General features: G+C 71.7%; 17 protein-coding genes. 13 read left to right on the top strand and 4 right to left on the bottom strand.

All coding sequences use genetic code 11. The features are described 5' to 3' along the window. The 4 genes from VGV13_05725 to VGV13_05710 all read left to right on the top strand — a co-directional run. A partial coding sequence (locus VGV13_05725; GenBank protein HEV8640579.1) for a (2Fe-2S)-binding protein occupies positions 1 to 366 on the top strand: 366 nt, incomplete at its 5' end. A 1-nt stretch (position 367) separates the two neighbouring features. Continuing rightward, positions 368 to 2596 (top strand): molybdopterin cofactor-binding domain-containing protein, encoded by a 2229-nt coding sequence (locus tag VGV13_05720; protein HEV8640578.1) that lies wholly within the window; start codon positions 368 to 370, stop codon positions 2594 to 2596. 77 nt (positions 2597 to 2673) lie between these two features. Then, the gene (locus tag VGV13_05715) at positions 2674 to 4563 is read left to right on the top strand and encodes a hypothetical protein (protein HEV8640577.1); all 1890 of its coding nucleotides are present in this window, start codon (positions 2674 to 2676) and stop codon (positions 4561 to 4563) included. Positions 4564 to 4567: 4 nt separating this feature from the next. Then, the gene (locus tag VGV13_05710) at positions 4568 to 5968 is read left to right on the top strand and encodes a hypothetical protein (GenBank protein HEV8640576.1); all 1401 of its coding nucleotides are present in this window, start codon (positions 4568 to 4570) and stop codon (positions 5966 to 5968) included. Between the two features lie 4 nt (positions 5969 to 5972). Here the strand turns inward: VGV13_05710 and VGV13_05705 are convergent, their stop codons facing one another. Beyond that, the gene (locus VGV13_05705) at positions 5973 to 6377 is read right to left on the bottom strand and encodes a hypothetical protein (protein HEV8640575.1); all 405 of its coding nucleotides are present in this window, start codon (positions 6375 to 6377) and stop codon (positions 5973 to 5975) included. A 201-nt stretch (positions 6378 to 6578) separates the two neighbouring features. On the opposite strand from VGV13_05705, the gene VGV13_05700 reads away from it, so the two are divergent. Next, on the top strand, positions 6579 to 7625 hold the full coding sequence (locus VGV13_05700) for a hypothetical protein (protein ID HEV8640574.1): 1047 nt from the start codon (positions 6579 to 6581) through the stop codon (positions 7623 to 7625). A 72-nt stretch (positions 7626 to 7697) separates the two neighbouring features. On the opposite strand, the gene VGV13_05695 is transcribed toward VGV13_05700, so the two are convergent. Then, complete coding sequence (locus tag VGV13_05695) at positions 7698 to 8414, bottom strand: DUF3750 domain-containing protein (protein ID HEV8640573.1); 717 nt, start codon at positions 8412 to 8414, stop codon at positions 7698 to 7700. A gap of 97 nt (positions 8415 to 8511) precedes the next feature. Between VGV13_05695 and VGV13_05690 the strand changes: the two genes are divergently transcribed. From VGV13_05690 to VGV13_05655, 8 genes are all read left to right on the top strand, one after another. Next, a complete protein-coding gene (locus VGV13_05690) occupies positions 8512 to 8805 on the top strand; it encodes a hypothetical protein (GenBank protein HEV8640572.1) in 294 nt (97 codons plus the stop codon). Continuing rightward, on the top strand, positions 8805 to 9146 hold the full coding sequence (locus tag VGV13_05685; GenBank protein ID HEV8640571.1) for a 4a-hydroxytetrahydrobiopterin dehydratase: 342 nt from the start codon (positions 8805 to 8807) through the stop codon (positions 9144 to 9146). Before VGV13_05690 ends, VGV13_05685 begins: the two co-directional genes overlap by 1 nt. Before the next feature lie 103 nt (positions 9147 to 9249). Next, positions 9250 to 10875, top strand: a complete 1626-nt coding sequence (locus tag VGV13_05680; GenBank protein HEV8640570.1) for an amidohydrolase — start codon at positions 9250 to 9252, stop codon at positions 10873 to 10875. A gap of 97 nt (positions 10876 to 10972) precedes the next feature. Then, positions 10973 to 11731 (top strand): crosslink repair DNA glycosylase YcaQ family protein, encoded by a 759-nt coding sequence (locus tag VGV13_05675; protein HEV8640569.1) that lies wholly within the window; start codon positions 10973 to 10975, stop codon positions 11729 to 11731. 327 nt (positions 11732 to 12058) lie between these two features. Next, positions 12059 to 12454, top strand: coding sequence for a RidA family protein (locus VGV13_05670; GenBank protein HEV8640568.1), 396 nt, complete (start codon positions 12059 to 12061; stop codon positions 12452 to 12454). A 28-nt stretch (positions 12455 to 12482) separates the two neighbouring features. Next, positions 12483 to 13868 carry a lysophospholipid acyltransferase family protein gene (locus VGV13_05665; GenBank protein ID HEV8640567.1) on the top strand — a complete coding sequence of 462 codons (1386 nt, stop codon included), beginning with the start codon at positions 12483 to 12485 and terminating at the stop codon, positions 13866 to 13868. An 86-nt stretch (positions 13869 to 13954) separates the two neighbouring features. Next, positions 13955 to 14716, top strand: a complete 762-nt coding sequence (locus VGV13_05660) for a hypothetical protein (GenBank protein ID HEV8640566.1) — start codon at positions 13955 to 13957, stop codon at positions 14714 to 14716. Positions 14717 to 14736: 20 nt separating this feature from the next. Next, positions 14737 to 15090, top strand: coding sequence for a hypothetical protein (locus VGV13_05655; protein HEV8640565.1), 354 nt, complete (start codon positions 14737 to 14739; stop codon positions 15088 to 15090). On the opposite strand, the gene VGV13_05650 is transcribed toward VGV13_05655, so the two are convergent. Continuing rightward, positions 15056 to 15784 carry a metallophosphoesterase gene (locus VGV13_05650; protein HEV8640564.1) on the bottom strand — a complete coding sequence of 243 codons (729 nt, stop codon included), beginning with the start codon at positions 15782 to 15784 and terminating at the stop codon, positions 15056 to 15058. The two genes, VGV13_05655 and VGV13_05650, sit on opposite strands and share 35 nt — an antisense overlap. Beyond that, positions 15762 to 16400, bottom strand: a 639-nt coding sequence (locus tag VGV13_05645; protein HEV8640563.1) for a hypothetical protein, incomplete at its 5' end; no start/stop codon positions are given. The genes VGV13_05650 and VGV13_05645, both read right to left, overlap by 23 nt.

Genomic DNA, 16400 nt, shown 5'->3' with positions numbered 1-16400 from the left:
AAGTTCGGGTGCGGCCTGGCGCAATGCGGGGCCTGCACGGTCCTGGTGGAGGGCGCGACCGCGCGCTCGTGCTCGGTGCCGGTGGCGAAGGTCGCCGGCAAGAAGGTCACCACGCTCGAGGGGCTCGGCTCGTCCGCCAAGCCCCACCCCATCCAGAAGGCGTTCATCGAGGAGCAGGCGGTGCAATGCGGCTACTGCGTCAACGGCATGGTCATGACGTCCGCCGCGCTCCTCGCCAGGAAGGCCAACCCCAGCGAGCGCGAGATCAAGCAGGCGCTGGCCGGCAACCTCTGTCGCTGCGGCACCCAGCCACGGGTCGTCCGGGCGGTGAAGCGGGCGGCTCGGCTCATGGCCAAGGGGGTGTGACATGATCACTCGCGAGACGACGCGCAGAGAGTTTCTCCAAGGCAGTGGCGCGCTGATCGTGAGCTTCAGCCTGGCCGGCTCGGCGGCCCCGGCGCTCGGCCAGACCACGGGCGCGCCGGCGAAGCCGGTCGCCCTCGACCAGGTGGACTCCTTCCTTGCCATCGGGCGGGACGGCCGGGTCCGGCTCTTCACCGGCAAGGTGGATCTCGGCACCGGCGTGCGGACGGCGCTGCGCCAGATCGCGGCCGAGGAGCTGGACGTCGCCATCCAGCAGATCGACCTCATCGAGGGCGACACCGACCTCACCCCCGACCAGGGGCCGACGTTCGGCAGCCTCTCCATCCAGATCGGCGGTGTGCAGATCCGGCAGGCCGCCGCGACGGCGCGCCGGGCGTTGCTCGAGATGGCGGCGAAGCGACTGGGGGCGCCGCCGGAGGATCTCGAGGTGCGGCACGGCGTGGTGCGTCTCAAGGCCGACCCGACGAAGAGTGTCTCTTATAGCGAGGTGGTCGGGGACCGCGAGTTCAATCTCACGGTCGACAAGCAGGCGCCGAGCAAGAAGCCCGCGGACTACACCGTCGTGGGCAAATCGGTCCCGCGGGTGGACATCCCGGCGAAGGTCACCGGCGAATGGACGTTCATGCACGACGTCCGGGTGCCGGGCATGCTCCACGGACGCGTGGTCCGGCCGCCGGCCATGGGCGCCACGCTCCTCGGCGTGGACGAGGGCTCGGTGCGCGGCATCAAGGGTCTCGTGAAGGTGGTACGCGTCGGCAACTTCCTCGGTGTGGTGGCTGAGACCGAGTGGGCCGCGGTCAAAGCGGCCGAGCAGCTCAAGGCCACGTGGTCGGCCTGGGAGGGGCTGCCCGACATGGACCGGCTCTACCAGCACGTCCGGGCGACTCCGATCGCCAAGGACGACGTCACCGTCAACCGCGGCGACGTCAAGGGCGCGCTGGCGGGGGCCGCTAAGGTCCTCACCGCGACCTACGACTTCGCCATTCATCTGCACGGCTCGATCGGGCCCTCGTGCGCCATCGCCGAGTGGCGCGACGGGAGGCTCCTCGTCCGGTCGGCCTCGCAGGCGAGCCACTGGTTGCGCCGCGACCTGGCCACCATGCTCGGCCTCCCTCCGAGCGCCGTCCGCGTGATGTACTTCGACGGCGCCGGCTGCTACGGCCGCAACGGCCACGAGGACGCCGCGGCCGACGCGGCGCTGCTCGCGCGCGAGGTCGGCCGCCCGGTGCGCGTGCAGTGGATGCGCCACGACGAGCACGGCTGGGAGCCCAAGGGCCCGCCGACCCTGGCCGACCTGCGCGCCGGCCTCGACGCCAGCGGGAACGTTCTCGCCTGGCAGTCGGAGTTCTGGGTCCCCAAGGTCGGCGCGATCGCCGAGGGCGTGCCCATGCTGGCGGCGACGCTGGGCGGGCTGCCCCAGAAGGACAACATCAATCCCGGGAACGTCTTCCACAACTCGGCGCCACCGTACGCGTTTCCGAACGCGCACGCGGTCTGCCACCGGCTGGAGACGACGCCCTTCCGGCCTTCGTGGATCCGGACGCCCGGGCGGATGCAGAACACGTACGTCAACGAGGCGTTCATCGACGAGCTGGCGGCGGCGGCCGGCGCCGACCCCATCGAGTTCCGTCTGCGCCACCTCAAGGATCCGCGCGGGACCGAGGTTCTCCACGCCGTCGCCCGGCTCGCGAAGTGGCAAGCGCGCCCGTCGCCCAGGCGGGACGCCAAGACGGCGTCCGTGGCCACTGGCCGCGGCGTGACGTACTGCAAGTACGAGAACGTGAGAACGTACGTGGCGGGCGTCGCCGAAGTCGAGGTCGAGCGCAAGAGCGGCCTGATCCGCGTCACGCGCGTCTTCGTCGCTCAGGACTGCGGCCAGATCATCAACCCCGATGGTGTCCGCGCTCAGATCGAGGGCAACGTCGTCCACACGCTGAGCCGCACCCTGAAGGAAGAGCTGAAGTGGGACCGCTCCCGGGTGACGAGCCTCGACTGGGCGACCTATCCCATCATGACGTTTGCCGAGGTGCCGGAGATCGTGATGGAGCTGATCGACCGGCCCACCGAGCCCCCGTGGGGGGTGGGTGAGCCGGCCGCGTGCGTGGTCCCGTCCGCGATCTCCAACGCGGTGTACGACGCCATCGGGGTCCGGCTCCGCTCGGTGCCCTACACGCCCGAGCGGGTGAAGGCGGCCATCCGCGCTCAGGCCTGACCCCGGGCGGCGTCGCCCAGCGCCGACGGGGCAGGCTGCTCTCTCCTGCCCGGAGAGGGATGCTATTCTGCTGTGCAGTGACCGAAAACAGCCGCGAACTGCAGGGCCAGCTGGCGGAACTCTCCGAGTACTTCGGCCGGCTGGGAACCAACCTCCTCGAGACCAGCCAGGCGATGCGGGAGGGCGCGCCCCCCGCGGAGGCGCTGGTGCGCCAGCTCACCGCCCTGCGCGGCGCCTTCGTCGATCTTCGCACCCGGCTGATCCAGCAGGCAGGATCGTTCGGGGTCACCGTCGCACAATCGCCCGAGGCGATGCTCTCGCTCACCGATCTCGAGCCGCTGCTGCGCGCGATCGTGGACGCCGAGACGAAGCCCGCCCCGGCGGACGCCAGGCGCGCTCCGACCGAGCCCCGGCGCTTGGAGGCGGAGCCCCGCCGCGCGCCGGCAGAGCCCCGCCGCGCGCCGGCAGAGCCCCGCCGCGCGGAGGCTGAGCCCCGGCGTGTCGCCACCGACGATCAGCGCTCTCGCAGCGCGGCGCTGGACGCGGCCGTCCAGCGCGCGATCGGCGTGCTGAATCGCGTCCTGGCCATTGGCCACCGGGACGACTCGGCCTTTCAACCGCTGCTCGAGTGCCAGGCGAAAACCAGCGAGCTTCGCCTGGCGCTCTCGCGCCTCGCCGCCGAGAACCCGGACTGCAGCGTGGAGCAGGTCGACGAGGTGATGCTGCCGTTCGCGGATTTTCTCACCCTGGTGATCGGCCGGGAGAACCTGGACGACGAGCGCTGGTCCCAGCTCGAGGAAGGCGTCGGCCGCATATTCGGCCGGCCGCTGGCCATCGCCGCCACGCGGGGACGGCTCTTCATCCAGGGTCTGGAGCCGCGCGTCGCCAGGCCGGTCACACCGAGCGCGCCGGAAGCCGGCCCGCGCGCGGAGCCGCGCCCCGTGCCGACCGCGCACATGGCGCCCGCTGCCACCGCGCCTGCAGCGCCACCGCCGGCTCCACCAGCGCCACCGCCGGCGGTAGAGCCGGCGGCCGCGACGTTCCGGCCCACGCACGCGGAGGAGCCGGCCTCAGCCCAGGCCGGCCCCGACCCGCGGGCGGCGGCGGTGCCCTGGTGGGCGGCGACAACCGAGGCCTGGAGGGCCTGGAAGTCCAGCGGCATGGCCACGGCCCACGCCCTCCGCGCTGAGCTGGCCAAGCACCCGTACCTGCTCAGTGTGCCGATCCAGCAGAGCGTCGATTACGACGAGGGGCGCCTGGCGGCCGGCTACTTCGTGTTTCTGGACCACGTCGAGAACCAGTCCCCGGCCTTCATCCGCACCGCGCTCGATCAGGCGCTCGAGCAGGCCGGCGAATCGGCCGATCCGCGCGCGCTGGGGACGAGGCTCTACGTGCTGATGGTGACCAAGGGCAAGCTGCGCCAGAGCTATCCGAACTTCGTGCGGGATGTCATGGTCGCGGCGATTCCCAACCCCGGCGTCTGGGTGGACGGCGGCGTGATCGAAAGCGACGCCGAGACCGTCGTGGTGACACATCCCGGCCACGCGATCGGCGAGACGGCCGAGGACAAGCGGAGCCTGACCGAGCAGACCGAGCGGCTCGCCGAGCACCGGTTCGCCGTCACCGTCGCCCCCATGACGACCCGCTTCTTCTACGTCAAGCGCGGCGAGCTGAAGGCCCCGCGGGACGTCCACGTCAAGCTGACGCTGGACGGAGAGCCCTCCGACGCGGCGTGGCTCCTCACGCTGCGAACCGATCACCTCCTGCACGCGTCGCCGAAGCGACCGGGTGCGGAGGGCGCGTCCCTGGAAGGCCTCGGCCAGAGCTACGGCGGCCTCTGGGTCGCCGTCTTCAATGTGGAGCCGGCGGGCGACAAGCAGTACGAGCTGGTCGTCAGCGTGAGGCCGCAGGGACCACCCGCCGGCGCCCGCCGGGCGTCCTTCGGCGCGCCCGCGCGCCCGAGATGACGGCGTGAGTGGAAATCAGGCGGAGCTCGCTCGCGGGCTCAACGTGCTGATGGAGCGCTTCATGCGCCTGAGCGCGCAGGTCGCGGACGCGGGCAAGGGGCTCCTGGAGCGGCGGGCGCTGCCGACGGAGGGGCTGGTCGAGGAGCTGGTGGCCATCCGCGCCGACTTCGAGGCGCTCCGCTCGAAGGCCGTCGCGGCGGCGGCGTCGTTGTCGATCAGACAGGCCTCTCCCGGGATCACCGGCGTCCGGGAGCTGGCGTTCTTGGTCAAGGCCATTGTGGAAGAAGAAGCGCGCCAGGCCAGGCGGCACACCGACGAAGAGGCGCAGCAGGACACGCGACGTCGCGCCGACGAAGAGGCCAAGCGCGAGGCGGCGGAGGAGGCCAAGCGGCAGGCCGGGGAGGACGCGCGGCGCAAGGCCGAGGAAGAGGCTCGGCGGCGAGGGGCCGAGGCCGAAGCCAAGCGGAAAGCCCAGGCCCAGGAGGAAGGCAGGCGCCGGGCCCAGGAGGAAGCGCGGCGCAAAGCCAAAGAGCCGGTGGCGCCGGCTGCCGCCCCGGCCCCGGAGACCGCCGAGGACCTGGGGCTGGAGACAGCCCAGTGGTGGATCTCGGCCAGCGCCAGCTGGGGCAACATGAGGTCGCGCAAGGTCGCCTTCCCCGACGCCGTGCGCGACGTCCTGACGAAGTATCCCTACGTCTTCAGCGTGCCCATCCAGACCAGCGCGGAGCTGGAGGACGGGTTACTGGCGTACGGCTACGCCGTGCTGCTCGAGTTCGTCGAGCAGCGCGCTCACGGATTCGTCTCGGAGGCGCTCAACCGCCTGGCCACGCGCAAGGGCGCGTCCCTGGGCCAGCGGCTCTATGACTATCTGTCCGAGTCGCTCCAGGGACAGGCCTACGCGGAGTTCATCAAGGCGGTGATGCTGGTCGGCCTCCCCAAGCCTGGCCTCTGGGTCAACGGCGGCATCGAGGAGAGTGAAGCCACCACGACCGTCTTCCAGCGTCCGAGCGGCAGGATCGGCGATTCCGCCCAGAAGGCCGAGCGGCTCGCCCAGGAAGGGCAGCGCTCCGCCGACCATCAGTTCGTCGCCGACGTGGCCCCACTGACCGCGCGCTTCTTCCGCTTCGACGGTGCCGATCTCAAGGAGGCGCGCGACATTCACATTCAACTCGCCGACAAGGGCGCGCCCTCCGACGACGCTTGGATCGTGCTCATCCAGGGCCGCGAGGGGGCCCCCAAGGCCCGGCGGCACGAGCGCCAGGGAAGCACGGTGGCGACGCTCATCCGCGACTGCGCCGTCTGGATCGGCCTCTTCAACCCCGAGGCGGAAAACGAGCGGCACTACGAGCTGACGGTGAGCGTGAAGCGACGGGGCCCGGGGCCGTCGGCCCCCGAAGCGCGGTAGGGCGCTAGCTCGGCTTGGGTGTCGGGCCCGGCGCCGGTGCGGGGCCTGGCGGCGTCGTGGCTGACGGGGCCGTGGTGCTGGGTGTAGGCGAGGCGGGCGCCGCCCTCGGGTCGCGCTCGAAGGGGCTTCGCCTCACGCCAAGCTTCTGGACGAGCTGGTTGATGGGCTGAACCGACTCCATGAGCCGGCCGAACGCCTGCGTGACCTCTTCGCGGTCGGCCCGCATCCGCTCATGCTCCTTCCGAAGATCCTCGAGCTCCCGGCGAAGCTTCTCGCACTCTCGCTCGAGCTCGGCGGTCCGGGGGTCGTCGCCGTGCAGGAACGCCGGCAGATGCGGCAGTAGCTTGAGGCCCTCCTGAACCCAGCGGGCCAGTCTCTCACGGATGTCCGCTGCCACCGTCGGTTCCATGTCCGTCCTTCTCCGCCCCTATTCCAGTCCAACCAGCTCGGGAGGCGTCGTCCAGACCCCCCAAAAGTGTCAAATTTGAGACTAGCACGCGGTCTGACGGGCACCATGGAAAAATTGGCCCGCCGGATGGTGCCCCTTTCAGGAAGCGGGCATGGCCTCCCGGGGGCCAAACAGTGGGCGGGTGATAGCATGGGCCGGGCCATGGCGGACGACCTCGAGACCTGGTTCGAGCGCGGCGTGACCGATGGGCTGCCCGTGGTGCCGCCCACGCGCGAGCGCGTCGAGCCGATGCTGGGCGCGACGCGACGCAAGCCGGACGAGCTGATCGGGCTCGTCCCTCCGAACTACGGCCGCGCGACGGTCGAGAAGATCGCGGTCAACGCGGTCATGGCCGGCTGCCGGCCCGAGTACTGTCCCGTGGTGCTGGCCGTGGTCGAGGCGGCGTGCGATCCGGTCTTCAACCTGCACGGCCAGTCTGGCACCACCAACGCCGCCTCGCCGCTCATCATCCTCAATGGTCCGGCCCGCCGCCGGCTCGGCGTCAACTGCGCCGCCGGCGTCTTCGGCCCCGGCTACCGCGCCAACGCGACGATCGGCCGAACGCTGCGCCTGGTCATGATCAACCTCGGCGGCGCCCGGCCGGGGGAGATCGCGATGTCCACCATGGGGCATCCGGGGCGCTACACCTACTGCATCGGCGAACACGAGGAAGCCTCGCCCTGGGAGCCCCTGCACGTGGAGCGCGGCTTCGCCGCGGCGGCGAGCACGGTGACGCTCTTCTCCGGCGAGGCGCCCTTCATGATCAACGATCATCTGAGCCGGGGGGCGTCCCAGCTCCTCGCCTCGCTCGGCTGGTCGGCGGCCGGCGTGTGGAACCACAAGGCCTTCCCGCTTTACGGCCACACCCTGTGGGTGATCGGACCCGAGCACGCCAAGACGCTCGGCGGCGAGGGCTGGTCCAAGCGCGACGTGCGACAGTTCCTCTACGACACGATCCGGCGGCGTGCCCGCGACCTGGCCCCGGGCTCCGACGGCGCCGAGAGCGGCCGGCTCAAGAATCTGCTCGCCGGGGTCGAGCCGGACGACCTCATCCCGAAGTTCCCGTCCCCGGACGAGATCGTGATCGTCGTGGCCGGCGGCACTGCCGGCCGCTTTTCGGCGGTGGTGCCCGGCTGGATGGGCGGCGGGATGGGCTCACGCCCGGTCACCCGGATCATCGAAGAGAACGGGGACGGCCCGGGAAGGTGACCACGACGTTCTCTGGAGCAGCCCCGAGCTGTCATCGACGACGCGATCACGACGTTCGTCGGCTGATCGCGCTCAGGGCACGCCCAGACGCCCGGCGCCCGGCAGCTTCAGCGCGGGCTCCTTGAGGTCCAGGCCGAAGGTCAGGCCCAGCAGGTTCACCTCGAGGCCTTCCTCCCAGCCGACGAGCACACCGGCCAGCCCCAGGAGCGAGAGCTGCACGCCGAGGCCGCTCGGGCTCGTGGCCAGGACGGCGCCGCCGGGCAGGAAGTCCTTGCCGATCGCGGTCGGGGGCAGGTCGAGCCGCAACTCGGGAACGGCCCGCGCGATGTAGGCGGTGAAGGTATTGCTGTTCGGCCCCGGCCACGTGCGGTACGACGAGCCGTAGGGATAGGCGGTGACGGCGGCTTCGATCCGGGCGATCAGCGCGTCGACACCGTCGCCCCGGCGCTCGACGAGCAGGCGGGGGCGGCTGCCGAACCAGTAGTTGTCGGGTCCTGCGCGGTTGACGCGCACGGCCGGCGCTCCGCGATCCACGCCCCAGCCGATGACCTCGTAGCGCGTGTAGGCGGGGGCGCCGCTGGGCTTGACCGCGATCCACGTGTGCACGGCGAGCACGCCGCGCCAGCCGACCGCGCGGGCCGCGTACACCTGAACGACTGCCTCCCTGATGATTCCAGGATCGGGCGCCTGTCCCGACGAATCGCGTCGCGCCTGCCCCCAGTCACTCCGCGGTAGCCCGGCGCATCCGGCGATCGCCGCCAGCGCGAGCCACGGCAGCGCCCACGTCATCCAGCGGCCCATCCCCGGTCAAGATAGCAGCATTGCGCTCGGCCACGCCCGGCGGTCTAATCCATCGGTGGACTCGAGATTCGGAAGGAGGCGGACCATGAAATCGAGCAGGGCGCTCCTCCTCGTCCTCTCCCTGGTGCTCCTCGGCGCCGCCGGGGAGGCGTCGGCTTGTGAGATGGCTGGACCGAATACGCACGTCGGCATCATCGTGGCCATCGACGCCGCCCAGAGCACGCTCACGCTCCGCGACGCCCAGACCAGGCAGAACCTCACGTTCCTGGCGCGTCCCGAGCTGCTCAAGGAGGTCGCCGTCAAGGACGAAGTCGCCGTCGTGTACGCCCAGGAAGGCGGCCGGCTCCGGGCGACGGCGATCCGCAAAGCCGGCGGCTGATGAACCGCCTGGCGGGCGAGAAGTGCGTCGCCTGCCGGAGCGACGCGCCGCCCGTGACCGAGACGGAGATGCGCGAGCTCGAGCCCCAGATTCCCGGCTGGAGCGTCGTCGAGCGCGACGGGATCAGGCGGCTGGAGCGCGTCTTCGGCTTCCCCGACTTCGCCGCCGCCCTGGCTTTCACCAACCGGGTGGGGGCCATCGCGGAAGAGGAGGGCCACCATCCCGCCCTCCTCACCGAGTGGGGGCGGGTCACCGTGACCTGGTGGACCCACGCCATCCGGGGGCTGCACCGCAACGACTTCATCATGGCGGCCAAGACGGACGCGCTCTATAAGCGGTAGGCCGGCAACTCCTCCGGGCTGGCATTCACCCCCTCGGCCGCGGTAAAACTTCGTCCAGCGTCCGGTCCCGGAGGAGACTCCGCGCGCCTGAAGGGAGGCGACGATGCCCGCCCTCTCCGTCCTCCTGCTCCTGATCGTGCTGCTGGTGCCGGCGCCCCCGCCCGCGCACGGCCAGGCCGGCGTGCCCGCCGCCCTCCTGCACTATCCCGAGATCGTGCTGCTCAACGGCAAGGTGGTCACCGTCGACGACCGCTTCTCCGTCCGGGAGGCGATCGCCATCCGCGACGGCAAGATCCTGGCGCTCGGGACCTCGTCGGAGATCCGCGCCCTGGCCGGGCCCCGGACCCGCGTGATCGATCTCCGCGGCCGCGCCGTCCTGCCCGGCCTCATCGACTCCCACGTCCACATGCTGCGGGCCGGCTTCCGCTGGCCCCAGGAGGTGCGCCTGGACGACGCGACGTCGGTGGACGACATCCTGGCCCGGATCCGCGAGCGCGCGGCCAAGGTGAAGCCCGGCGAGTGGATCCTCACCCTGGGCGGCTGGCACGAGAGCCAGCTCAAGGAGCGGCGCATGCCCACGCGCGAGGAGCTCGACCGCGCGGCGCCGCAGAACCCGGTCCTCCTGCACATGCTGCTCGCCGCCGCCGTCGTCAACAGCCCGGCGGCGCAGGCGCTGGGCGTCACCGACCCCAGCGGCGTCGTCCGAGGGGCGCCGGCCGTCGTCGCGCTGAAGGCGAAGCTGCCGCCGGTGCCGTTCGAGCAGAAGGTGCAGGGGCTGCGCGCGGTGATGCGCGATTTCAATGCGCTGGGAATCACGTCGACGGTGGAGCCGATCGGCGGCGAGATGACGGAGCGCGACTACGAGCCGGCCTTCGAGCTGTGGCGGCGCAAGCAGATGACGGTCCGCATGGGGCTCAACATCGTCGTCAGGGACCTCGAGGGCGCGCGACGGTGGATCCAGGCGCTGCCCGGCCGGTTCGGCGACGATTGGCTCAGGATCCTGGGGCTGGGCGAGGTCGTCATCCAGCAGATGTGGGACCAGTCGGTGGCCGCCCAGTTCCCGATCTCGCGGGAGACGCTCGGCGAGTTCCAGGAGGTCGTGGCGGCCGCCACGCAGAAGGGGCTCACGCTGCATCTGCACGCGACGCTCGAGTCGACGATCAACACCATGCTCGGCGTGTTCGAGGAGCTGTCGCGGCAGACGCCGCTGACCGCCCTGCGCCTGGTCTTCGCCCACGGCGAGCACATCACGCCCGCCCAGCTCGAGCGGATGAAGCGCCTGGGCATGGGCCTTACGGTGCAGGACCGGCAGGTGATCCAGGGCGACATCATGCGGCGGGTGTGGGGCGAGAGCATGGCCGGCAAGCCGCCCCTCAAGGCCATCTACCAGAGCGGCGTGCCGATGGGGGGCGGCACCGACGGCACGATCGTCGCCCCGAACTCGCCGTTCGTCTCGTTGTGGTGGATGATCACCGGCAAGATGCTCCGGGGCGACGTGGCCCGGGCCCGCGAGCACCTCACCCGGGAGGAGGCGCTGCGGGTCTACACGCGGGGCAGCGCGTGGGTCGCCCACACCGAGGACCGGGTCGGGTCGCTGGAGCCGGGCAAGCTCGCCGACCTGATCGTCTTGACGGAGGACTATCTTGCGGTGCCCGAGGACCGGATTCCCGGCATCCGCTCGGTGCTGACAATCGTCGGCGGGAACGTCGTCTACGAGGCCCAGCCCTAACGCCCTCGACGGGGCCGTCCTCGAGCGCCTCCGCGACCGGCGCTGGCGGCGCGCGCGCGGCCTGCGCGTGCGAAGCGAGCGGAGCGCGCTCGCATTCGTGAACGAGGTGGGATTCTGCTCGACCTTCTACCGCTTTCCGGAAGGCGTGGCCTGTCTGTGGGAGGCGGTGGCCGGGCGGCCTAATCCCCGCTGGCCGCGCCACTCGCATCACGACGCCGCCATCGGGCTCACCTGGGAGCTGAAGGACACGCTGCCGGCCGCCAAGCGCGTCTACTACGGCAAGCTGCTCCGGGGACGGCCCCTGCTGGTGGCGCTCGACCTCTTTCCGGCTTTCTACGCCCGCGCGCGCGGGCGGCAGCGGGCCCGCGACTACCTGGCTGAGTACGAGGCCGGCCACCTCAGCCTGACGGCCAGGCGAATCATGGACGCCATGATGAAGGATCATCCGCAGTACACGCGCGACCTTCGCGCCAACACCTTCATGCTGGAGCCGGCCAAGACGCGCGAGTTCGAGCGCGCCATGGCCGAGCTGCAGCAGGGGCTGTGGCTGGTCAAGACCGAGGAGCGCTACGAGCCGACCTTCTCTTACCGCTGGGACTTGCTGGAGGCGTGGCTGCCCGAGGCCACGGCGGAAGGACGGCGGCTCGCCCGGGAGGCCGCGCTGGATCGGCTGGTGGAACGCTATGCCCGGGGCGTGGTGTTCACCGGGGAGCGGCCACTGGCGCGGCTGTTCGGCCTGCGGGTCGACGAGGTCGCGGCCTCGGTGGCGCGGTTGGTGGGGGGCCGCGCGCTGGTCGAGGGTGAGGTGGGCGGGTGGCCCGGACGATGGCTGGTGCATCGGGACGCGCTGAAGTGAAGCACCCACCATCCCGGGGAGGAGTCGTCATGATCCCACGCCTGTCCGCCGTCACCGACAAGACGGGCAAGCGCTGCGTGCAGGTCGACGGCACCCAGCGATGCAAGGTCGCCCATCCAGACCAACAACGTCGACGTGGACGACCGCGGCTTTGTCTACCTGGCCGATCGCGCCAACACCGGCCTGCACATCGTGGAGCTGACGGGCCCCGCCCGCACGATCGCGAACCTGCCCTGAGCGGGCAGGCGCCTTGACACGCGTTGGCCCCGGTCCTAGATTCCCGCCATTCCCCCGACTCCTCGGACCGGGATAGAAAGAGGAGAGATCATGACGGCCACCATCGAGCGGTATTGCGCCAACGGCGTGTACGATCCTCCGCACTACAGCCAGGCGATCAGGGTGAACGGCGCCCAGACCGTCCTGTTCCTCGCCGGCCAGGTCGCCTACGACAAGGACGGCGGCATCAGCCACCGGGGCGACTTCAAGGGCCAGGCGCGCGAGGTCTTCCGCGCCGTCAAAGCGCTGGTGGAGGCGCAGGGGGGGACGCTGGCCAACGTGGTGAAGATCAACACGTACCTGACCGACATCCGCCACCGCGCCGACCTCATGCCCATTCGCGAGGAGTTCTTCGGCAAGAATCGCCCGGCCTCGACGCTGGTCCAGGTGGCGGCGCTGGCCCAGCCGGACTGGCTGATCGAGGTCGAGGCGATCGCCGTCATCTGACGGGATCGCCAGGCGCGGACGGGCCCGCGTGAGCGTGCACGGCGGGCCGGGTTACCGGCTGGTCCGCGGCTTCGCCCGCCTCGTGCTCGGTCTCTTCTATCGGCGGCTGGAGGTGGTGGGCGCCGAGCGGGTGCCGGCGGGCGGTGCGCTGATCCTCGCGGCGAACCACCAGAATGCCCTGGTGGACCCGATGCTGCTGCTGGCGGCGGTCGAGCGGCGGCTGGTCCCGCTCGCCAAGGCGCCGCTCTTCCGTCATCCGCTCATCGGTCCGTTCCTGCGGCTGGTGGGTGCGATCGCCGTCCACCGGCGGGAGGACCCGGGCTCGGATCCCGCGCTGAATCAGGCGATGTTCCGCTCCGTCATCGCCTGGCTCCAGGCGGGCGGCGCTCTCTTGATCTTTCCGGAGGGTGGCAGCCGGCCCGAGCCCGCGCTCCGCCCGCTCCGCTCCGGTGCCGCCCGCATGCTGCTCGCGGCCGAGGCGGCGAGCGGGGGCGCGCTGGGCGTGCGGCTGGTGCCGGCCGGACTCGTCTTCCACGAGCCGGGCGGCTTCCGCACCGGCCGGGCGCTGGTCATCATCGGCGAGCCCCTGCCGACCGCCGACTGCATCGCGCTCTACGCCACGGATCCGGCGGCGGCGGTCCGCCGCCTGACCGACCGACTGGCCGAGCGGCTCCGGGCCGTCATGGTGGAGGCGGACGATCGCCAGACGTTGCAGCTCCTCGAGCTGCTGGGGACGATGTGGCGCCAGGAATTCGCGGACGTCGCGCGCGACCCGGGCGCGCGCGCGCAGTGGATGCAGCGGGCGATGCGGGCCTACCGATACCTGCAGCGCGCGCAGCCCCGGCGCGCCGCGGGCTTTCGCCGGAGCGTGGAGCATTACGCCAAGGCGCTGGACCTGGCGGGCGTCGGCGCGCAGCAGCTCTCGCGCTCCTACGCGCGGGGCGTCGTCTGGCGCTACGCGCTCCGCGAGGGCCTGTCGCTCCTGCTCGGGCTGCCGCTGGCGCTCCTCGGTATGGTGCTGCACCTGGCGCCGTACCTGTCGACGGCGGGCGCCGTCCGTGCGCTGCGCCCCGATCCCGACGAACAGGCGACCTACGGGATCGCCGCCGCGACCGTGCTGTACCCGGCGTGCTGGGCCCTGGGAGGCTGGGTGGCCTGGCAGCTCGGGGGTGGCGCGTGGCTCACGGCCTACATCCTCGCGCTGGCGCCGGCCGGCTTCTTCGCCCTGGGCTGGCGGGCGCGGCTCGAGCGGCTGCGGCGGGAGGCGCGCACGTTCTTGCACTTCCTCCTGCACCGCGATCTCCACCGTCGGCTGGCCGCCCGCCGTCGGGCGCTCGTGAACGAGATGACGACCCTGGCCCGCGCGGTGCCCGAATCCGTATTAGACGGCGATTCCCCGCGCGCTAAGAACTGATCCGCGCGGGGGTTGTAGGGATTTCACACCGGATCGGCGCGGGCTGCCTGCGTCCGCTGGCACGGCATCCGCATCCGAACTTTTGCATGCACCCGATCGTCGGCATCTTCACCGAACGCGCCGCTGCCGAGCGCGCGGCTGCGGCGCTGGAGGCGCAGGGTATTCCGCGCGAGCGCATGACCATCCTTGTTCCCGGCCACGCCGACTCCTCCCTCGCGGAGGTGCCGACCACGGAGAGCGAGCCGCCGGGCGTGGGGCGCGCGCTGGGCGGCGTGGTGGGTGGCGCCGCGGGCGCGGCGGGAGGTATTCAGGCGGGCGTGCTCACCAGCGTCCTCGTGCCGGGCGTCGGCCCCGTGATCGCGCTGGGCCTGCTGGGGGCCGCACTGTTCGGCGCCGCCGGGGCCGCAGTCGGCCAGGCGCTGGACGAATCGCTGCGCGAAGGGATACCGAAGGACGAGGTGTTCGTCTACGAGGACGCGCTTCGCCGGGGACGCCGCGTGCTCGTCGCGCTCGTGGCCGACGCACCCCAGGCCGACGCCGCACGCCACGCTCTGGAGGCGGCGGGCGCCGAGACCGTCGATGCCGCGCGCGAGAGCTGGTGGATCGGCCTGCGGGAGGCCGAGGCCGCCGACTACACGGCGCAGGGCGGCGAGTTCACGCGCGACGAGAACGACTACCGCCGCGGCTTCGAGGCCGCGCTGAGCGTCGGCGGCCGCGCCTACGCCGAGATGGACCAGGAGCTGCGCGCGCGCTATCCGGACGCCTACGCGCGAGAGGCATTTCGCCGCGGCTACGAGCGCGGGCAAGCCTATGCCGAGGCCCGGCGGCGGGGCGCTCGCGCGGCCTGAGGCGCACCGGGGAGGAGAGCATGGCAGAGTGGCTGCGCGAGTTGACCGACCGCTTTCCCTTCGAGCGCCGGCGGAGGCGCCGCACGGTCGCCCGGGCCTGGGCCCTGGCGCTGCTGGGGGCGGCCATGGGCGCGGGACTGATGTATCTGCTCGATCCGGCACTGGGCCCGCGCCGCCGCGCCCTCGGACGCGACCGGGTGGTGAGCCTGGCCCGGCGCTCCGGCGAGGCGGCCGACTCGGCGTCACGCGAGGCGCTCGACCGCGCGCGCGGACTCCTGATCGAGCTGCGCTCGCGCTGGCGCGGTCGGCTCCGCGGGGGTGTGCGGTCGGGCTCGGCGGTCAGGTCGAGATCGGGGGGAGCTCGAGCGTCCTGACCGGCGGGCGGTCGGGGAACGCGCGCTGCAGGAGCGGGACGGCCACGTTGTAGACCGGCACGTCGCTGCGCGTGCGCCCCTCGGGGCTGCCGTGATGGGCGTGGCCGTGGAGGACGAGCGTCACCGGATAGCGCGTCAGCGGCTCCTCGAGCCGGCTGGAGCCGAGGAACGGGTAGATCTCGGGAGGCTCCCCGACCACGGTGGCCTCGATCGGCGCGTAGTGGAGCAGGGCAACCTGCTGGGGCGTCCGGAGCTTCGCCAGCGCCGACTCGAGCTTGAGCGCCTCGTTCACCGCCTCGTGGACGAAGCTCTTGATCGTGGGCTCGCCCCAGGGCTGGAGCGCGCGCGGGCCGAACCCGCCCGCGAAGCCCTTGACGCCGGCGAAGCCCACGCCCTGGATCTCCACCGCGTCGCCGTCGAGCACGTGAACGCCGGCCTCCGCCAGGATCGCCTTCACGGCGTCCGGCCGCGCCGCCTCGCAATCGTGGTTGCCTAACACGGCGACGATGGGGATCTTCACGGCCGCCTTCAGAATCTGGGCCAGCGCGCGGGCCTCGTCCTCGATCCCGCGCTCGGTGAGGTCCCCGCACAGGACGAGCACATCGACCTCCTGGGCGACGCTGGCCAGAAGCGGCCTCAGCACGTCCGGCGAGGTCGACGGGCAGTGCAGATCACCGATCGCCGCGAGCCGCATCGCCCTGCTGGTCGTTTTCGATCGCCGCGGTCCAGGCCGCGATTTCCTCCTCGGTCATCGTGCCGGGGGGCAGGAGGCGGGCGTCGCGATAGCCCCAGCGCTCGATGTCGACGAGGTACTGCGCCCGGGACAGCAGCGTGCCGCAGCACACGGGCTCGCCCCGGTGCGCCTGTGCGATCTCGCGCTGCAGGCGGCAGCTCAGCTCCTCCATGACCCAGGCGGGAATCCGCGAGCGGTCCCCGGGGTAGATGAAGCCGAACAGCACGAGGTGGCTGAAGAGCGGGCGCCAGTGGGGTCCGAAGCGGCGGAGCAGGCGGTTCCAGTCCAGGCGCTCCGCCGAGGCCAGGAGCAGGTGGGTGACGTCGGCGCCGTCGTAACGCTCCCGCTCCATGATGAAGGCCTTGGACCAGATCGACTCTTCGACCGGACAGAGCCGCACGGGCACGCCGAGGATGCGGTCGTCGACGGCGTGGGCGAACCACTCGTCGTCGACCAGCGAGAAGCCGTTTCCGGAGTTGAAGATGACGTCGATCACGTCGGCGCCCGAGAACGCCTTGCCGAGCCAGTGCGAGAAGGTTCGCTCGGTGCGGAAGCCGGCCGCCGCCAGGACGTCGAG

It is taken from the genome of Candidatus Methylomirabilota bacterium (assembly GCA_036001065.1).
In the GTDB taxonomy this organism is placed as follows: Bacteria; Methylomirabilota; Methylomirabilia; order Rokubacteriales; family CSP1-6; genus MNEF01.
The sequence above is the reverse complement of the archived record's forward strand: the minus strand, read 5'-3'. Positions and strand labels throughout refer to the sequence as shown.